The organism is uncultured Bacteroides sp. (assembly GCF_905207245.1).
Lineage (GTDB): Bacteria > Bacteroidota > Bacteroidia > Bacteroidales > Bacteroidaceae > Bacteroides.
On sequence record NZ_CAJLKP010000030.1, the window covers coordinates 30170 to 50618 of the forward strand.

General features: G+C 39.0%; 9 protein-coding genes. 3 read left to right on the plus strand and 6 right to left on the minus strand.

The genetic code is table 11. The annotated features are described in order from the left end of the window. Positions 1-28 precede the first annotated feature (28 nt). The 3 genes from QZ135_RS10855 to QZ135_RS10865 all read right to left on the minus strand — a co-directional run bounded on the left by QZ135_RS10855 (position 29) and on the right by QZ135_RS10865 (position 7119). A complete protein-coding gene (locus QZ135_RS10855) occupies positions 29-2107 on the minus strand; it encodes a polysaccharide lyase family 8 super-sandwich domain-containing protein (protein WP_294608867.1) in 2079 nt (692 codons plus the stop codon). 192 nt (positions 2108-2299) lie between these two features. After that, the gene (locus tag QZ135_RS10860) at positions 2300-4024 is read right to left on the minus strand and encodes a RagB/SusD family nutrient uptake outer membrane protein (RefSeq protein WP_294608869.1); all 1725 of its coding nucleotides are present in this window, start codon (positions 4022-4024) and stop codon (positions 2300-2302) included. 20 nt (positions 4025-4044) lie between these two features. After that, positions 4045-7119: a TonB-dependent receptor gene (locus QZ135_RS10865; RefSeq protein WP_294608871.1), complete on the minus strand. Its 3075-nt coding sequence runs from the start codon at positions 7117-7119 to the stop codon at positions 4045-4047. Between the two features lie 516 nt (positions 7120-7635). Between QZ135_RS10865 and QZ135_RS10870 the strand changes: the two genes are divergently transcribed. After that, positions 7636-11691 carry a hybrid sensor histidine kinase/response regulator transcription factor gene (locus tag QZ135_RS10870; RefSeq protein WP_294608873.1) on the plus strand — a complete coding sequence of 1352 codons (4056 nt, stop codon included), beginning with the start codon at positions 7636-7638 and terminating at the stop codon, positions 11689-11691. Between the two features lie 80 nt (positions 11692-11771). Here the strand turns inward: QZ135_RS10870 and QZ135_RS10875 are convergent, their stop codons facing one another. The 3 genes from QZ135_RS10875 to rbfA form a co-directional block, all read right to left on the minus strand. Beyond that, complete coding sequence (locus QZ135_RS10875) at positions 11772-15275, minus strand: glycosyl hydrolase (RefSeq protein ID WP_294608876.1); 3504 nt, start codon at positions 15273-15275, stop codon at positions 11772-11774. A 436-nt stretch (positions 15276-15711) separates the two neighbouring features. Beyond that, positions 15712-16944 (minus strand): FtsX-like permease family protein, encoded by a 1233-nt coding sequence (locus tag QZ135_RS10880; protein WP_294608878.1) that lies wholly within the window; start codon positions 16942-16944, stop codon positions 15712-15714. Further along, a complete protein-coding gene (rbfA, locus tag QZ135_RS10885) occupies positions 16941-17273 on the minus strand; it encodes a 30S ribosome-binding factor RbfA (RefSeq protein ID WP_294608880.1) in 333 nt (110 codons plus the stop codon). The genes QZ135_RS10880 and rbfA overlap by 4 nt, the downstream gene beginning before the upstream one ends. A 138-nt stretch (positions 17274-17411) precedes the next feature. On the opposite strand from rbfA, the gene QZ135_RS10890 reads away from it, so the two are divergent. Together QZ135_RS10890 and QZ135_RS10895 are read left to right on the plus strand one after the other, a co-directional pair. Beyond that, positions 17412-18503, plus strand: a complete 1092-nt coding sequence (locus tag QZ135_RS10890) for a HAMP domain-containing sensor histidine kinase (RefSeq protein ID WP_294608882.1) — start codon at positions 17412-17414, stop codon at positions 18501-18503. After that, the gene (locus QZ135_RS10895; RefSeq protein ID WP_294608884.1) at positions 18500-20446 is read left to right on the plus strand and encodes a histidine kinase dimerization/phospho-acceptor domain-containing protein; all 1947 of its coding nucleotides are present in this window, start codon (positions 18500-18502) and stop codon (positions 20444-20446) included. Before QZ135_RS10890 ends, QZ135_RS10895 begins: the two co-directional genes overlap by 4 nt. Positions 20447-20449: the final 3 nt, after the last annotated feature.

Here is a 20449-nt window from a genome sequence, read left to right on the forward strand (position 1 = left end):
GCAATTTCCATGGATAGTGCTTTTGCACTTATTTAATGCTTTTTGCAATATGCTTTATCACTGAACTACCGAAATAGTCGCCGGAAGGGAATGCTATATCCATCTGCATTCCATTCAGACTTAAATGAACAGACTCCTCTTTATACAAAGGATCAGCTACAGCTATTTCATATTGACCGTCTTTCTCCTCCATGTATAACAAAACCTTTTTATTAACCGCTACCACCAAATCATCTGAAAACCGTATTTCACCCGGTTCATAAAAGACGGCAGCATATTGTCTCTTATTCCCATCAGTAATTGCTTGTATCTGCTCCGTGTTGGCTATAATTTTAATTTCATTCTCAAACTTCTTATCTGTAAAATAAGAAAGAGGCTTATCAGGCACTACTATGTAGCAATAATCCTCATGCTGTGGGGTATTACCATGCGAAATCCATAAACTAAAAACCTCTTTCGTTACAGGTTTCTCACTTGCCGTTACTTCAAGTTCCCGCCAAGCACCTGTTTGCTTGGCTTTTCTCAACGTCACACTCTCATTTTGCGGAAAAATATATCCTATATTATCATGATAAGCCCAATCAATCTTTTTGTCGGATAAGTTATCCGTTAGCCGGTATGCATGTCCCGACAAGCCATATGTAACCTCGCCATTTGCCAGACATTGGTTTACCGAAGTACGCACTTCCTGCGTACGGGCTGCTTTAATACTACTTCCCATACATACCATAGCATCTCCCATAAAAAAGTAGGCTTTCCGAGCTTCTACACCCTGATAAGCATGTTCATAAGCCATTACTCCATTATGGGCGTTGCTAACGCCCCCGCCAAATTGATTCGAGCCGAACAGATACCAACGTAACTCAGCAGTCGACTGATTAGCAACCGCCGTTGTTCCCGGCACTCGTGTCCAATCCCAGACAACAAAGACATCATCATACTCATGACCGGTAGTCATTATATTAGTTGCTCCCAATGGCAGATAATAACCTTTCAAATTCTGTCCGTTTAGCATTTCCGTACCATTTGTGCGCACGGAAATGATTTTGGCAGACATATAATAGTCAGACCCATGATGGGTCATAATGTTCGATTTCCAGAAGTGTGTATTTCCAGGCACTGGAAAAGCTGCACCATTAATATGCCTTTTCCATGCCTCATAATCCTTTGCATGAGCAGGATCAACCTCTTGCATTAAATCTAATGTGTGTGTAGACATATTTTTCAAGCAATTCGGTCGACATATCCCCCGCCCAATCGTTCCGAAATCATATGCCTCCCTGTATCCGAACATCTGTGTTCCTTTCAGAAAAACATCCGATACTAACTTTATCTTATCCAAAGTAAAAAACTTTATGAAAGATGTTTTATTAGCTAAAGTAATATACTCTGCCAAATCGGACATCAGTGACATTCCATATCCACCCGAATAAAGTTGAGGACGGTGCTGATGGATACTATTATCTCTCTTCATTCCTTCATCATCTTTCTCTTCTACATATATGGTAGAAGCAATGGAAGAAAATCCTTTGGCTATTAACTCATAATTATCTTCTATACAGCCTTTATGTATCAAGACTACAGATACCCATGTCCTGTTCTTGCCTTTATGTGCCACATTATCTGTCTTATCAACCAGATAAGAAGAAAGCCTCATCAAATCTTCTCTTTTCAGTTCTTTCTTCAACAAAAGAAGAGGAACCATATATTGGGAAGGAGCCCCAATATCCCGGTACCACCAATTTCCGGAATCGGGATTAGTTATCCGGAAATAGTCTAACCCAAGAATTATCTTCTTTCGCAATTCCGACTCATGAAATAGCTTATTTCCAGGTTTACTATAGGCCAACGCTATGTTTCTTAATCTTTTGAGATGACGGTCTGCATCGAAATAGAAAGTCACTGTCTTATAATCAATGTCTTTCCAACTACCATCAGTTTGCATAACAGCCAAATCTTTTTCCGCTTGAGAAACGTCTACCGAATCCGATAAATATTCTCCCAACAATCTATTATATAAAATCTCTATATCCTTCTGTTTCTCTACAGCATAACTGTATTCTCCCCAAAAGCATAACGACAGACATATCAGTAGTAACCTTTTCATAATCATTCTTTTTTACCATAAAAACATCTATAACACTACTTCCTACATAATTGCCCACAGGCAAAGTAAAAACAATAGAGCATTATATTATCAAGATAGACATCCTTTATTAGCCTGTAACTCATTGTATTTAATAAGGAGTTAGCTCGTTGATGAGCTAACTCCTTACATTACATAAGTTCTTAGGTGGAATTAGAAATATCCAGGATTCTGCTCTTCCTCATCAGAACCACGAGGATTCAGTCGGTCAATATGCTTTTGAGGAATTGGACGCAATTTGTGATACTCTTGAATATTCTTCATCGCATCCGGATTCCATTTTTTCACGTACTCAACTAATTTCTCACAACGTACCAAATCTTCCCATCTTGTGTATTCGCCTAAAAGTTCACGTCCTCTTTCATCCAACATAAAATCGACAAAGTTTTCCTTCAAGTCATCTGCTGTCACTTTTATATTTTCATAAGTAGATTCCGTGTTGTCCATTTCTCCACCTTCTTCCAGCCAATATTGAGGTACCTTTTTCTCACCGGACTTCCAGGAAGCACGCTCACGAATAACATTAATCAAATCAGCAGCCAAATTGTAATCCCCTTTACGACCTGCTGCTTCCGCAGCAATCAGGTAAGTCTCACCAAGCCGCATACGTACCCATTCGCGTACCCCTTTCTGTTCATTTGCCGTTTCTCTTAATGGATCCTCATATTTCAGCACAATGGGATAATACCTGTTATTCTTGCTTGGATCATCCTTGTTCCATTGAAAATATTTATATTTATATGTTCTGTTTTTAGGAGCATTTAAACTATAATAAATAGCAGTATCTCCTATGGCTAAAGAAGAAGTCGCTTTATTACAATAGTAAGTCCATTTAAAACTCTTATAGAAACGGGAATCATTTTTACGATCAAATAACTCAAACATCGTCTTATTAGTAGCACGATGAAAACGATAAGGACGGCCGTTAGCTATATCACGCATCATACCAGGTTGATCTTCATACCACGATCCCCAATATAAGTGAGACTTATTTCCATCTCCATTGTATATCGGATCAAGAGTAAACTGAATGGAAAAGATAACCTCACGATTTCCCATGTTGTTAACATCCCACAAATCCGAATAATTATCCAATAAAGTATACTTGGGGCTGTCTATTACTCTTTTTGCATAGTAATAAGCGCTATCCATATCAGTTGACAATTGTCCACGCTGATCAGTTACTGCACTACCACGTGTAAGATAAACCTTAGACAACAAATGAGCAGCAGCATATTTAGTAGCCTTACTTTGTTCTGTACCAGTTGCCGATTCACGAAGATGTTCTGCTGCATATCTTAAATCACTGATAATAAGCTTATAAACATCTGCTACAGAAGAACGTTTGAAGTCAGTCTGAGGTTCTTGTATTGCCTTAGTGACCAAAGGTATTTTGCCAAATTGTTGAACTAAGTCAAAGTAAAAGTATGCACGAAAGAAATTCATCTCAGCACCATAGCTCTCTTTTTCAGCTTCTGATATACTCGCCTCTGGCAGGGCATCTAATACCAAGTTTGTCACTCCGATAGCTTTATAATGGTTTTCCCACAAACTATATAATTTCGATTCTGTTGGTGACAAAGTTGCACTATATAAATTATAGGGATAACTCAAAGCTCCCTCCGCACCTGTTATCAGATCAGTACCTAATTCTGTAAAAACATTAGAGAACTCTCCACCCACTCCAAAACGCATATAAGCATAGGTGGCATCAACAGCAGCCAGTATGCCCTGTTCAGTTTTATAAAAATCACTTGTTATACGAGGAACTTCTTTCTCTGAGAGAAAATCGTCACAACTAATATTTATCAGGGAGATAAATCCGCAAACCATCGTAAAAATTATGCCGATGCTTTTTCTATATTTCATAGTTTTCATTTTATTCTTATTTTATTAGTTTAAAAAGAAACATTCACACCAAATATCCAACTACTTACACTTGGTGAAGCATAGGTTGCCGCTCCTTCCGGATCGACTCCTGTATAGTTTGTAAATACAAGAGGATTCTGTGCAGTAACGTATAAGCGACAATTAGATAAAGTTGCTTTATTAACCAGACTCTTAGGTAATGTATACCCTAATGTTATTGTTTTAACACGTAAAAAATCAGATTTTTCATAATATAATGAAGATTCATACTCTATATTGTCATACAACCTATTAGGACGCGGATAAGCATTAGTCGGATTATTCGGAGTCCAATAGTCAAATTTCACACTATTATTACGATAAGACTGGTGATTCACGCGAACTGCATTTCTCAACATTCCGCCTAAAGTTCCATAAAGAACAACATTCAGGTCAAAACCTTTATAAACAAATGTATTGCTAAGATTAAAAATATGTTTGGGACGTGTTTGTCCAAGGATCATACGATCATTGTCCGCAGTAATTTTATGATTTCCATCAATATCCAGCAATTTAATCATTCCCGGCGCAAATTTGTGACCATTCTTATTATATTGTTCGATTTCTGCAAGATCTTCTGGAGTATCCTGCCAGATACCTATTTTCTTATAATCATAATATACCCCAAGCGCTTCGCCTATAAACCAGCTATTGCCTATATCATCTACTTTTCCATTATACAACTCTACTATTTCTTCCTTATTAGTTGAATACATAAAATCTGTAGACCATGTAAAGTCTTTATTTTGTATATTTACAGTAGATAAACTAACTTCAATGCCTTTATTCCTTGTCTTACCAACATTAGTAAGCACACTCGTATAGCCAGAGACAGCAGGTAACTGACGGTCAAGCAGCAAATCATGTGTATTTTGCAGATAAGCATCAACCGTTCCGCTCAAACGCCCACGGAAAAAGCTGAAGTCGACACCTACATTCCATTGCCCGGTAGTTTCCCAAGTCAATGTTTTATCCGGCAAGCTGGAGGAGGTATAACCAATAACCATATTTTCTCCATAATTATAATACTTCTTTGATAACAATCCCTTTGTTTGATAAGGATTAATAGAAGTATTGGCAGTTACACCATATCCAAAACGCAATTTCAAATTATCAAGTTTATCAAAATTCTTAAGGAAACTTTCCTCATTTACTCTCCATGCCAATGAAAAAGCAGGGAAAGAAACCCACTTGTGCCCGTCTGCTAAGCGTGAAGAGCCATCATAACGCATTGAGAATGTAGCATAATACCTGCTTTTATAATTGTAATTCAAGCGACCCATGAAAGAAGCAAGGCTCCATACCTGGTTATTACTGTCATATCCTGTTATATCCAATGCTGATGCAATGTCATTAAAAAGCAGATCATCCGAAGGTAAATCCTGAACAGTAGCACTTAAACTTTCAGTTCTATTGCGCTGAATAGATTGCAGCAAGGTAACCCCGATAGAGTGTTTTCCAAACTGCTTATCATAGAATAACAGATTTTCAAATGTATAAGCATAGGTTTGTTGAGTAGCATTCTTTGCCTGATTAGGATTACCTTGTCTTGCATTTGAAGATAAAAAAGAGTAATCCTGACGAGAATGGAAATCAATACCAATATTTGCACGATACTTAAGTCCATCCAACGGAAGCTTGATTTCTCCATAATAACTACCTAAGAAACGGTTAATCTTCAACGGATTTACTACAGCATTAGGCTCCAAATATTGAAGAGGATTCCACCATTGAGAGTCACCACCCGAGGTCATCAACGTAGGTACTCCATCATCATCATACAATCGTCCAAGCGGATTAACACGCCAGCAATCCTGGAAATTCGAACCTCTATTCTGCAATGAATGACTAAAATGTGACTGCCCTCCTATCTTCAACCAATTAGTAACCTCCGCATCAACACTCAACTTTACTGTATAACGCGAGTAGTCTTGATTCTTATAAATACCTTCATTCCTGAAGTATGTAGTATTAAAAGCAAACTGCATTTTATCACCTCCACCTCTAATGCCGAGTTGGTGGTCAGTCACTATACCCGTACGTTCTACTTCGTTCCACCACAAAGCACCGGAACGCACTTTACTGGGATCATAATTACCGCTTTCATCATAAGCCATTGCAACAGACTGCCAAGTGTAATCATCGCCAGTAAACGAAGGTAATGTTTTATCCAGTTCCATATTAGGTACTGCAGAGTCGTATTGTCCGGCAGCCCTATAAGCTTCACGCACATACTCCGCATATTCTGCTCCATCCATTAATTCCAGCTTATTTTGAATGGTCTGGATGCCATAATAACCATTATAATCAACCTGTACTTTTCCTTTCTTACCTTTCTTCGTTGTGATAATAATAACTCCATTAGCACCTCTGGAACCATAAATAGCTGTAGCTGAGGCATCCTTGAGAACCTCTATTGATTCTATATCACCAGGTGCAAACAAATTAGGAGCTGTTGAAATAGGAATACCATCCACTACATACAACGGATCATTTCCTGCTTTGATAGAACGTGTACCACGAATAAGAATAGAAGGAGTAGAACCCGGAGTCCAACTTGTGTTTTGTATCAGTACACCCGGAACTTTACCTTGAATAGCTTCCGCTGCAGATAACGCCGGACTCTGTAACAGTTTTTCCGAATCAACAGACGTAACAGAGCCAGTTAAATCACGTTTTTTTACAGTTCCATAACCTACTACTACAACTTCGTCCAATTCTGAAGCAGCCTCAGTTAAAACAACATTCATCATTGTTTGTGTGCCAACCTTTTTCTCAAGGACATCGTAACCGATATAGCTAAACTTCAAAATCGAATTTGATGAAACATTCAAATCAAACTTTCCATCTATATCCGTTACTGTACCATTAGAAGTACCAAGTTCTACTACACTGACTCCTATTAACGGTTCATTTTTCTCATCAGTGACTAATCCCTTAATATTTTTCTTTCCCTGACCATAAACAGTAAACAGAGATAAACACAACAATAGTAGGATTGCAGAAAATCGTTTTCCTCCTATTTTTCGTTCATTTTTGTTCGTTAGCATAAAAATGTTTTTCATATTAATATATTTTTAAATTGGTTCTATTTTAAAAGGCATTATTAAAGAGACAAATCCCCTTAAAGCATGAGCAATTCACCAAAACTCAAATTATCAAAAAGTACTCTAGTGATATCTTTTTAGAAATACTCAAAAAGTTAAAAGAGTGTTTTTCCATATTCATCGTTATTTTTAGAAATTAATAATATGTATCTTTTCTCAATACCTACAAAAAAACTAATACACTATTGAAAACGTTTGATGTTGTTTCTACATGCAAAATTAGCGTATAAGCAATACGCATATATACAATATCTCGCCAATATCATGCTTATATCCGCAATGTGCAAAGAAAATACACTTATGGCGAAATTGAATACAACTACCTTTTAGCAGAGGTTATTCCCCGAATAATAAAACCTAAGTTTTAACTAAAGCTTATCTTGTTAAAACCCAAATTCAACCAGATAGAATTTTGGAATACTCAATCAGAGCACTATCTTTGTTCGCCAGTTATTAACGCCAAGTAGACTACTAATGAAATATTATATTCAAGTTTCTTTGTTGTTACTATTTTGTTTTATACAAAATGTCGGTTCACATAACCTTAGACAAATTAGTAATCGTGACGGTCTATCAAATAGTTCCGTTACCTGTTTATTTCAGGATGAAAAACGATTCTTATGGATTGGTACTTATGACGGTCTCAATATGTATGACAGCCAAAAGATATATGTATATAAGCCTGATATCAACAATCAAAACAGCCTTTCAAGTAATGTTATCAGAAAAGTTATAGAAACAGATAAAAACTATCTATGGATTAGTACAAAATGGGGGTTAAACAAACTATCACAACGAAGTAACACCATAGAAGAATACTATAATGAATTTGGCGAAAATTCATATATCGCCAAAGACAGCCAAGACTATTTATATGTATTTAATAGGCCCAATACATTATCCCTATATTCAAAATTAGACAATAGATTTATAAATTTCCCTATCTATAATGAGAAGGAGTTGGACAATGTATCGAGTTTCATAGTTGATTCACAAGATACGGTATGGATAAACCACAAAGGCACAATGGAAAGGTATACCATATCCGATAAAAAAACGAATAATCCTCAAGTAGTCAGACATCCGGACTTCATATATCCACACCCCATTAAATATGCTTTCTACAGTGACGAGAAAATAATCATGGTAGATTCTGAAGGAAACATATTTTACAAAGACAAAGAGAAGCTACATTTTGTCAAAAAGCTAAAGCAATTGATTCAGGAAAGTGGTAAAATCGGAGCTATTGCTTTTGATAATGATGACATTCTTATTGGATTTGAAACAAATGGTCTTATACGACTAATAGCTGAACAAGGTTACCAAGTAGAGAAGTTCAACATCAATTGTGGTGTATTCTCTTTGTGGAAAGATGAACAACAAGATATTATCTGGATTGGCACAGACGGCCAAGGGGTATATGCGTGGACAAAAGACGAGTACACATTTACTAACATATCACTTAATGAACTTCCAATCAGCAAGAAACGGCCGATTCGTGCCGTTTACACTGATAAATATAACACCTTATGGTTAGGTACAAAAGATAACGGTGTAATAAAAATCAGCAATTACGATACTTCAAAAGAGTATTCAAATGATAACGTTACACATCTTACAATTCAAGAAGGGCTCACTAATAATGCTGTTTTCGCATTTGCACCAAGCAATGTATATCCTGTTCTGTGGATAGGCTCCAATGGTCCCGGTTTAAACTACTACTCTTTTTCGGATAATAAAATTCACTCATTAATCAACAATACAAATCAAGATATCGTCCACGTACATTCCATGAGTGAGACAAACGACTCACTATTGTGGGTAGGGGCAGGAAATACTTTATTGAAAATAAGCATCCAACAACATAAGCAAGGGCTTGAAGCTAAACAAATTCAAGCATTTAACTTTAAGGTCCCGCATAAGCAGAAAAATAATCAAATATATGCCATATATCCGGAAAATGACTCTATTATCTGGATTGGGATGCGTGGCAATGGTGTCATCAGGTTAAACTCTCTTACTGAAGATTATTCTTTCATCTCTTTTGATAGAAACGGCATAGCTCCTATGAGTGATATATTATGTATACATCAAGACCAACATGAAGATATGTGGTTAGGTACAAGTTATGGGTTAACTAAACTAAAATTCTCGTCTAATGGCAATTATGATTATAAGAATTTTAATGAGAATGAGGGGTTACCTAACAATACAATACACGGAATTATTGAAGACAAAGAGGGGCATCTATGGTTAAGCAGTAATACCGGCATTATATTATTTGATCCTCAAAAGAATACGTTCAGAAACTTTAATCACAGGACAGGGCTAGATATAACTGAATTTAGTGACAATGCATATTTTCAAGACAAAATAAGAAACAGATACTTTTTTGGGGGAGTAAATGGTATAGTCTGGATAAAAAAGGAGAAAAAGGAAAGAAGCAATTTCGTACCCGATATCCATTTTACTAAAGTAAGGATATTCAATAAGGAATATAATATTCATGAATTTGAAAAGAAAAATAGTAATCCCCAAAATATCGTACTGAACTATGACCAGAATTTCTTTGCAATCTCTTTTGTTGCCACCGACTTTATCAATGGCGAGAACTGCAAGTATTCCTATAAACTTGAGAATTTCAACGATGTATGGATGGATACACGCTCCAATGAAGCTCAATTTACAAATATTCCTCCCGGAGACTATACACTGAAAGTGAAATATAATGACGGAGGAAATAACGATGATAATTTAATCCAGAGCATCCGTATCGTCATTCTTCCTCCCTGGTACCAAAGCCTTGCAGCTCAAATCATATATGTATTACTGGTTATTGGAGCAGGATTTGGTTTCTGGCATTATATCCGGTGGAAATATGAACGGAGAAAAGCCATTATCTCCAAGAGACTAAACGAAAAGTATAAAGAAGAAATGTATGAAGGTAAACTGCGCTTCTTCACTAACATCACACATGAATTCTGCACGCCACTTACCTTGATCTATGGGCCATGCGAAAGAATATTGCAGCATGAGAACAGCGATGCTTTCATCAAAAAGTATGCTCAGATTATAAAGTCGAATACAGAGCGCCTCAATAGCCTGATACAGGAAGTCATAGATTTCCGTCGCATGGAAACCGGTAACCAGATATGCCACATACAGGAACTGAATATCAGCAAACTGGCAAAGGAAATTATAGATTCATTCGGCGAGTTGGCAGAGCAGAATCAAATCCATCTGGAAACTGATATCTGTCCGGAAATTATGTGGAAGAGTGATTATAGTGGATTCACAAAGATTCTGAATAATCTTATCTCAAATGCATTCAAATATACCCCCGAGAATGGCACAATCCGCATATCCATACAAACTGAGGGAGACAAGTTAAATCTAAAAGTTTATAATACGGGAAAAGGAATTTGCAAAGAGAGTATTCCACTCATATTTAACAGATATAGTGTACTTGATAATATTCAGGAGAATAGTATTAAAGGGCTTTCTTCCAGAAATGGTTTGGGGCTTGCCATCTGTCAAAGCATGGTAGAACTGCTACAAGGTACTATTAAAGTAGAAAGTGAAGTGAACCAATATGCTCAGTTCATAGTGAACCTGCCACAACTTGAAGCAACAGAAAAAGCGGAACGTATACTGAATGAAGAAGCTCCTAAATCTGAACCTTTAAACAATAATACCAATACTGAAGTAACTGAAAGAGGCAATCACCAGAAAGAATCCAATCAGCCGGAGACAACCATTCTGATGATAGATGACAACAAAGAGCTACTGTGGATGCTAAAAGATATACTATCCGACGAATACTCCGTTTTAACGGCAGAAAATGGTGAAGAAGGGCTTGCCATATTAAAACAAAAAACGCCGGACCTCATCATCACAGATATTATGATGCCCAAAATTGATGGAATCACTTTAATCAAACAGCTCAAAAGCAACAAGCATACCATGCATATTCCATTGATTATCCTCTCTGCAAAGAATACAACCGACGAAAAAATTGAGGGTATAGAATCTGGGGCAGACGCTTATATCCCCAAGCCATTCAATACTCAATATCTGAGGAGCATCATCAAGCAACTATTAAAAAAGCAGGAAGAATTAAAGCAATATTACAACTCCTCAGCAAGTGCCTTTGAATTTAGCGGCGGACATTTGCTACAACAGGAAGACAAAAAGTTTATGGAAACTGCCGTTGAACTAATCAATGAAAATATGGACAACACTGAGTTCGGACCGGAAGAACTTGCAGGAGCCATGCAAACCAGTAGCAGAAACTTATACCGCAAGTTTAAAAATCTGGACCAGCTACCTCCTAAAGATTTCATTAAAGAACAAAGAATTAATTATGCTGCCAAACTACTATTAACCACAACGTTGACTATACAAGAAGTCATGTATCGGACAGCTTTCACAAATCGGTCACATTTCTATAAAGAGTTTGGCAAACGATACAATCAAACCCCTAAGGAATACAGAGAAAGCAATAAACACAAAGACGATTCTCTCAACTAAAAAGAGCTCGTACATAAATACTTAAGGCAAGAATGAAAATGATATTCACTCTTGCCTTAAATTTAGATTCAGGAAACACCTTATATATTCAGGCTCTCTATTTTTCCGGCCGTTAACGTGACTGGTCCCAATAAACCGGACTCAACAAGAGGTGAGGTCTTGTCATAATGTTTCCAGGTTGTAAATGCAATTCTGCCTCCTGCAGGTTTCGGTTTACCCTGTATATACCATTCAGGAAGTTTCTTGATACCACCATTGCGCAATGTAGAATATTTATTTGGAATATCCTGATAACCATAAACATTCTCCTCAGGCATATGCTCATCACCAATCAACCGGTTCACCCATAAATTTGTTACACGGATTTCTATTGTATTATCTCCTTTATGTAATAGCTCTTGTATATCAATGGCATAGGGAGGAGCCCAACAGATACCAGCACGTTTTCCATTCACCACCACTTCAGCAAGTACTTCTACACGACCCAGGTCCAAACGTAAACAAATACCGTCTTGTAAATAGGCACTATTGATAGACAGTGAATATAGATAAGTCATCGTTCCCGAAAAATGACGAACCCCAAAGTCTTCTTCTAAATGTAATGAATGCAACCGGGCTAAAGTGATTTCTTCAGTTGCTCCCATATTTCGAGGGAACCGAACAGTCCAAGGGCCCTCTAACGGAATACACGCAGGAAGAGTGTCAACATGCTTCCGAAGACTTGTGTGCTCTGCCGCAAACTCATAAACACCAACCTGCCATGCAATAAACCGATGATTGGGCAACCATGAAATCACCTGCTCACTTGGATGGAACGGAACAGGCATCCCCTTTTGGTAAAACTTGGTTATCTCTGTCTTGTCAATACTGGAAGGATGGATGCACAGATTGCAGAGCCCACCTTCATAAGTATCTGCTTTACACAGCAAATCCGAATGAGATGTTTCAAGATGCACGGTTGTGTGTGAAGTTGTTCCTGCTCCGGCATATACTCCATTTATCCAAAGATGCGGTGTATTATTCTGATAAACCAAAGCTAAATGAGTCCATCCCGATAATGGTCTGGGATTTCGGTATACGGCTTTATTATGTATAGTTCGTTCATAGACAACTACTCCATTACGGCCTACTGATAATCCAACGGAACTATGCCCGTTTCCATGCCGCCGCTCTCCCTCCAAAGGGTAAATAGCAAAAAATCGAGTACGCATATCACCGAGTTCCTGTTCTTCTGTTATGGCTATATCCACCTCAGGCTTTATCCAACAAGTAACACTAAAATTTGCAGATAAAGAATGCTGTATCGCTACACTTCCAGTAGTCGGAAACAAAGAAACTCCATTGTATTTCACATCTGTATACTTCCCTTGTATTTCAGCTTTACGAAAAACAACGAACATAGATCCTGCAGGAGTAAGATTAAGAGGTATTTCTACACCCTCGTAATCAGTGCGATAGACCGGACACTGTAGAATTTCAGTTGTATAAGGATCCCATAACTCCGGAATATAACCTTTTATCCGGAAATGAGCCGTTCCTTTCTCGTGCGCTCGCTTACGATTTGCAACGAAGTATATCTCGGCTCCTTCTTGTTGATAATGGATAGCATGAACAGATGAATTTCCTGTCTCAGAATGATAAACAAAGTCGGGAGACACACCTAACCGATTAAGAATGATTTGCAGTTCTTCACCTTCATGCACGTTCGGGTGCTGCCAAACTTTTTGCACCAGTGCAGCAAACTCATCCTCTTTCTCTCCATCACACAAACCTAAGGTATGCAGTGGCCTTTGCCCAACCAATACCATTCCCTCACCCACCAATCGGTCCAGTATCCGCAACGTATGTAATGACATTGTTTCAGATTTAAGCAATACTAAGAGCTTATAGCCATCAAAACATGTAGCGGGAAGAATAATTTTTCCATCCTTGATACGTGCCTTGTCCAGCATTTCAGTATTTACCATGTCATAATCATATCCTTCCGGAGGAGACAATGGGGTTTGTTCCGGTTCAATGGTACTGCCAAAACTATCATCACCGTTATGATAAAGAATATCACCATAGAAAGTTGAATTTTGGAAAATGTGTTGACAACGATTCAAATAATCAATCCATGCTTTTCCCGGTTTCCACCATGTATTGGTACGGTCGAAGTGCAGCCCCCACGCTCCCATTGTCATTCCCGGAGCAGCAGTAGGATGTGGCTGATGAGCAAATCGATGAAAATAAATCCTACTAAGTCCCCGGGTGAACATATAATCACCTAATGACTTTAAGGCATATGGATACTGTAACCATTTATCTGCATCCGGTTCAGAAGTAAAAGCCTCGGCACCAACTACCTTTCCACCAAGTGTATGTGCTATTGAAGCCACCTGTTTGACGGTACGATTATATTTATAATTTGCCCAAAGCACAGTCTGACCACACCAGAATTCTCCCATATTAATGTCAAGCTGTTGTGCTACTTGCAATTCTTCCATCATATTGCCACCATAAGGCTCTGTATAAGTTATGATACCCTTCTCTTTACACCGTTTTTGAAAATGGGCATAGTAACGCTCAGCAAACATATCAGCTCTGGTTCGGCGAAAGTCAAATCGGAAACGCCTCGTACTTTCCTCGCTCTCAACTACTTTATTGGCTAATGCAGGTAAAAACGGATACAGTGCATACCCATGCTTTTGTTCAAAGCAGGCAGGCATGTCAGAAGTCCAATCCTGGTCGCCCGTCTCATAACTATCTATCAGCAAACCAATCTTAGAATGTCTGGCTATTTTCTCCATTGTAGGCATCAGCCTCTTAAACATACAATCCAGATGATAGTCCAATGCTTCCGTACTGAATTTATCACAATCCAACCCGGTCGATTTAGAGGGAGCTGACTTGTTTTTCTGATCTTTGGCTGTTTGTCCGAAGCGCATAATCAACCACTCGCCGGCAGGAGCATCCCAAGTCAAAACGCCCTCCTTATCTAGTTGATCTGATAATTCAAGAACTGACGACTTAGGTATTATCTCCATATTTGCCGGGATAGCCAAACAATATGTATCTATATAATAGTCAAACATATGTTTGGGGGTGGGCAACTGCATCCTGATTTGTTTTCCGCCTGTTACTTTAGTTTCATTCCATGTTATTATCTGCATAGCCTTATCCGGAGTAATCCAAGGGCCGCCACTGGATGACCAGCCGGGACAGTTGTGCATTGCAAACTCCAAGCCCAACCTTTCCGACTCTTTGAGCGTATGCAACATAAGGTCTACCCACTCATCACTAAGCGATTCTACCGGACCAATGGGAATGCCACTTCCTGCTTCAAACAATTGATATCCCGCAATGCCATTCGCTTTCATGGCTTCAAGGTCACGGGTTATACCCTCTTTGGTTATATTACCATTCATCCAATGCCACCACGTATAAACTCCGGAAGAGAAAGGCGGATTACGGAAAGCAGATTCGAGAAGTGTTGAAGAAGATTTAGATACCTTGTTCTTACATACTTCCATAGCAAAAGCAGGACTAACCAAACTAACAATACCTGCTGATGACAAAATTTTAAGAAAGGTGCGTCGTTCCATGAATAAAAAGATTTTTAGGTAGGTTCTATTAATCATTGTTTCTACATGCAAATATAGGAGCCTGACAACAGATACATATATGGTATCCTGCCATAATGATATCTAAACCTGCAAAATACAAAATGAATACACTAATGGCCAGATTGAATACACCTTCTGTTAAACCCGACACACACAAGCTCGCCTTTTTGCCATAGTATTGGCAAGGTCTTGCCAAGCCTATGGCAAAGTCTTGCCACCGCGATGGCAAAAGTTTGCCAATGCAGTGGCAAAACCTTGGCAATATAGCGACAAAACCTTGGCAATGTAATAGCAATAATCAAAAGTGAAAGAGAGTATATCTTTCAGCTACGCCCAAAACGTCAGATACTCTTTCAATGACAGGAAGTTAAAATCCCTGAGCTGTTACTAAAGAACCGGTCAACAAATGATTTTATTATTTCTTTAGTAACCGCCGCGTCAAATAGTGCACCGGATACCATACAGAAAGGAAACCAACAGCAATAACAGTAACAAATATCAGTATCACATCTGTTGCATGAACACTGACGGGATAAGCATCCACAATGAAACTGCCACTGCCACCGCCTAAAGAGATAATGCCAAAACGCTGCTGGAGATAACAAAGCAACAGACCGAAAACAATGCCTGCAAGTGCGCCGAATAAAGAAATCAAGCGTCCCTCAAATAAAAAAATACGGGCTATCAGACGATCGTCAGCACCAAGATTGCGCAAAGTCTCCACATCTTCGCGCTTATCGAGAATGAGCATGGACAGGGAACCTATAACATTGAAGCAGGCAATGGCAAGAATGAATGTGAGGAAAAGATAGGATATGAACTTCTCTATTTCCATGATACGGAATACGTCAACCTGTTGTTCGTAACGGTTTAGTACCGCAAAATCATCTCCCAGGATACGGGAAATTTTCTTCTGAACAGCCGATACATCAGCATCCGGTTTCAGTTTCAATTCAATGGCAGATACCTCCGTATCATAATTAAAGAGATTACGGGCAAAATCAAGGGAGGTAAGAATATAGCGCGCATCATATTTCTGCTGATTCACTACAAACACCACACCGGGCGAGAAGAGATAATCACGATTGAAAGAAGCGGAAGGGTTAGCCATATTCACCCGCACATTCCGTTTAGGTGCATACACTTGCAACGGGTCGACAAACTGGAGTCCCGTACCTAATTCAGAAATTAGTTCCACTCCCAAAACGCCATAATCAACAATAGAATCATGCAGAATAAATTCACCTGCACCATAGAGCAGACTATCAATGGAAGTCAGTTGTTCGAAGTTATCTTCCACTCCTTTAATGACTGCCATGGCCTGGCGGTCTTTATACTGCACCATGGCATTCTCCTCCAGCGTCTCTGTCCAGACATCAATTTCAGGCAAAGCACGTACTTCCCGAAAAGTCTCAGCATTCGGTTCAAAGACTTTCCCCTCCCGAACCGTTATCTTCAGTTCGGGGTCGAAAGCCGTAAAGAAGCCTGCCACCATATCCTGAAAACCATTGAACACGGAAAGGGTACATACCAACGCCAGCGTAGCCAATGCTACCCCGCACACCGAAATGCCGGAAATAATATTGATAGCATTGTGCTTCTTCTTAGAGAAGAGGTAGCGGCGGGCTATGTAGAAGGGAAGGTTCACTTCAGCAATTCATCTATTTTCTCAAGATAATCCAGCGAGTCGTCCACAAAGAACTTCAATTCAGGAATGATGCGGAGCTGATGGCGCACACGTGTTCCCAACTCATAACGAATAGATTTCATATTCTCATTGATATTCTTAATCATTTCCTCCGCCTTTTCCGAAGGAAAGATACTGAGGTAAGCACGCGCCACGCTCAAGTCGGGACTAATGCGCACTGCACTGACCGACACCAATATGCCCGGCATGGACTTAGTTTGCAACAAGAAAATATCACTCAACTCCTTTTGGAGCAAACGACATATTTTATTCTGTCTGGTAGTTTCCATACTATACTATTTCTTAATTTAGATACAAAGTTACTGAAATATCTCAGTTAGCCGATAATTTATACTTTTTTTAGCACGATTATTGAGACAATGTATTTATAATAAAATTACCTTTGCAACGACACTAATCAAAAAAACATGAAAAGACCTGTCTTCACACTACTATTTCTGTTTTCCTTGCTTCTTAGCAATTACGCTAACCAAGACAGTAAACAAGATAGCCTATGGAAAGTTGCCAATCAGTATATGCAAGAGCAGCAATATGAAAAAGCTGCCAATCTATATAAAGAATTAGGAGAAAAGATTGATACTGCTTACAAAGAAATCAACTCCCACAAAGTAAAAGATTTACGTAACACATACTCCATTGACGAATTGCAATTGGCTAACAACCAACAGCAAAACCATTTACTGTTAGTAGCTCTCATCATATTACCTTGTTTCATCATTGCTGCAATTTTCTGCTTCGTCTACCTGAAAAGGCAAGCCAAAAAGTTGATGCTCTCAAAGCGAAAGTTACAGAAAGCAGAGAAAGCGGTAGAAGATTCAATACGTAACAAAAGTCTCTTTATTTCAAACATGAGCCATGAAATCCGGACACCATTGAATGCATTATCCGGTTTTTCCGACGTACTGACCACTCCCGGCATCGATGATGAGACCCGGAAACAATGCAATGATATCATTCAGTTGAATTCCCGTCTGTTACTGAATCTGGTGAACGATGTGGTAGACATATCCTGTCTTGACATAACGAATATGAAGTTCAACCTTAAACAATGTGATGCAGTAGATTTATGTGAAGGTATCATCCAGACCCTGGAAGGCATCAAGCAAACGCAGGCTGAAATCTTCTTCAAGACAGAACTTCCTTCTTTGGAAATTGAAACTGATACCCTTCGGCTGCACCAAGTACTAATCAATATATTAGTCAATGCTACCAAATTCACAAAAGAAGGAAGCATCACTCTGCAACTGGAGCAAAACAAAGAAGGCATGGCGCAATTCTCCGTCACCGATACCGGTTGCGGCATTCCATTAGAAAAACAAAGCAGAATATTCGAACGCTTTGAAAGAGTAAACGAGAAATCGCAGGGAACTGGTCTCGGACTAGCCATCTGCCAGCTCATCATCAACCGCCTTGGCGGAAATATCTGGATAGACCCACAATATACCGATGGTTCACGCTTCGTCTTCACCCACCCATTAAAGCAGGAGGACAAAGCATGAAAAGAGTAATATTAATCATCTTATTTATGGTGGGGATACTTTCCCAGGCAAAAGCACATTCACCGGCTTCAGCAGATGAGCAATTCCGCGACAGCGTTTTTCAGGCAGTTAAATCAGAGAAAAACGATACACTTCGCTCAAGAATATTAAGAAGGGCATTCCAGCAATATATAGGTCAGGAGAAAGCTATGGAATATCTGGATTCTGCTCTCGTGCTTTCTAAAAGAAAAAAAATACAGGAAGAAGAACTATACACCCTTTTTGACTATTGCCGCCACTATGAATTTTGTGCAGATATCCGAAACATGGAACAGTATTTCCTAAAACTGAAAGAAGCCAGTTATCAATATAAAGACTACTCGCTTTATTATACAATCTGGTTAGGTATGCTACAAATCAGATGTGCTCAGGGAGATACGGAATATGCCATTATGCAGGCACAGGAAATGAAAAAGGAAGCACTCCGGATTAATTACGAAAGCGGAGTATTCGTTTCGCTCATTGCGCTGGCACAGTCTCTGGATTTTACAGAGCAATATGATAAAGCCATTGCAGTCTATAAACAAACTTTGGAGGAAAACCCGGATGCCAACAATTACTCCCTATTATTGATTCATAAAAGTTTAGCGAAGATATTTCTGGCACAAAAGAGTTATGCAGAAGCGCTTAAAGAGTTAGAGCAACAACAAAAGGTACAGGAAAAGATAGTAGCAGAAGACCCGCAAACTATTAACACCTTAAAAAGCAGTTTTCTGGAAATAGAGATAACTTTCGGCATGATTTATGCAAAAACCGAAGACAAGGAGAATCTCAGGTTACATTTGGAAAGAGCCGGGAAGTATTATGATAAAGAAAGCTTTTTCAGCTATTACATAGATTATCATGCCTTATGGGGTATGTACTATAAACTCACAAAAGAATGGGACAAGTGTTTCCACGAGTTCAATCACGCCATATCAGCCTTCCGCGGGGCAGAACCTTTCCACGAGAATAGCATTCTCAAAATGAAAGCGGAAGCTCTACTTGAAGCAAACAAATATGAAGAAGCTGCCAGCATCTACAAAACAACGGTCTTGAAAGGAGACTCTCTTAACAAAGATATGCTGCAACGCCACGAAGAAGTATATCAAGCCAACTATAAAATCCAGAAAGCCCTATTGGAAAAGGAAGTGATGAAAAAGCAATACCGTTGGATATATGTCGGTGCATCTACCGCCATTCTGATATTGCTGCTTCTTGCCATTCTGCGAGCTTTTCTAATTCGCCGCCAATTACGTCATTCGGAAGAGGAGACCCGGCAAGCATTGAAAACGATAGAAGCGGCCGACAAGATGAAAGAATATTTTCTGCAAAACATCACCTATGAGATACGTATACCATTAAATACTGTGGTAGGATTTTCAGATCTATTATCTGCCGAACAGGATCTTTCCGAGGAGGAGATACAGGAATATTCGGCCGCCATAAAGAATAACTCCGAAAAGCTACTGGCCCTGATAAACAACATCCTTGATTTATCACGCCTTGAAGCTGGCATGATGCGGTTTAACGTACAGGAATGCGATGCTGTACAACTTTGCCAGGAAGTGAAAATGATGGTAAATATGCAGACTACCATGGTGAATCCACACTTCTATACGGAGCTTGAAACACTGCCCATCCAGGCAGATAGCAGATGGTTCCTCAAACTGCTTTCATCATTATTGTCTGTACCAAGACTATATGCCGGAGAAGTTTGCCAAGTGAACTATGCACTGACTCAAGAAGCTCAATATCTTAAAATTACAGTAAAAGGAAGCCCTCTCTACCATATATGGGAAGACGAACAGGAGCAACGTATCCTGCACGATATCAACCGGCTTTATCTGGAGGCATTCAAAGGAAGTTATCAGGTTTCGGAGGGAGAACAAAAAGAAGTTACGATTACCTATCCCTTGTCTTAGAGG

Bases quoted from the DNA above. Each gene is read 5' to 3' on its own strand.
- QZ135_RS10855 (WP_294608867.1), bottom strand. From the start codon at position 2,107: ATGAAAAGGTTACTACTGATATGTCTGTCGTTATGCTTTTGGGGAGAA.
- QZ135_RS10860 (WP_294608869.1), bottom strand. From the start codon at position 4,024: ATGAAAACTATGAAATATAGAAAAAGCATCGGCATAATTTTTACGATG.
- QZ135_RS10865 (WP_294608871.1), bottom strand. From the start codon at position 7,119: ATGAAAAACATTTTTATGCTAACGAACAAAAATGAACGAAAAATAGGA.
- QZ135_RS10870 (WP_294608873.1), top strand. From the start codon at position 7,636: ATGAAATATTATATTCAAGTTTCTTTGTTGTTACTATTTTGTTTTATA.
- QZ135_RS10875 (WP_294608876.1), bottom strand. From the start codon at position 15,275: ATGGAACGACGCACCTTTCTTAAAATTTTGTCATCAGCAGGTATTGTT.
- rbfA (WP_294608880.1), bottom strand. From the start codon at position 17,273: ATGGAAACTACCAGACAGAATAAAATATGTCGTTTGCTCCAAAAGGAG.
- QZ135_RS10890 (WP_294608882.1), top strand. From the start codon at position 17,412: ATGAAAAGACCTGTCTTCACACTACTATTTCTGTTTTCCTTGCTTCTT.
- QZ135_RS10895 (WP_294608884.1), top strand. From the start codon at position 18,500: ATGAAAAGAGTAATATTAATCATCTTATTTATGGTGGGGATACTTTCC.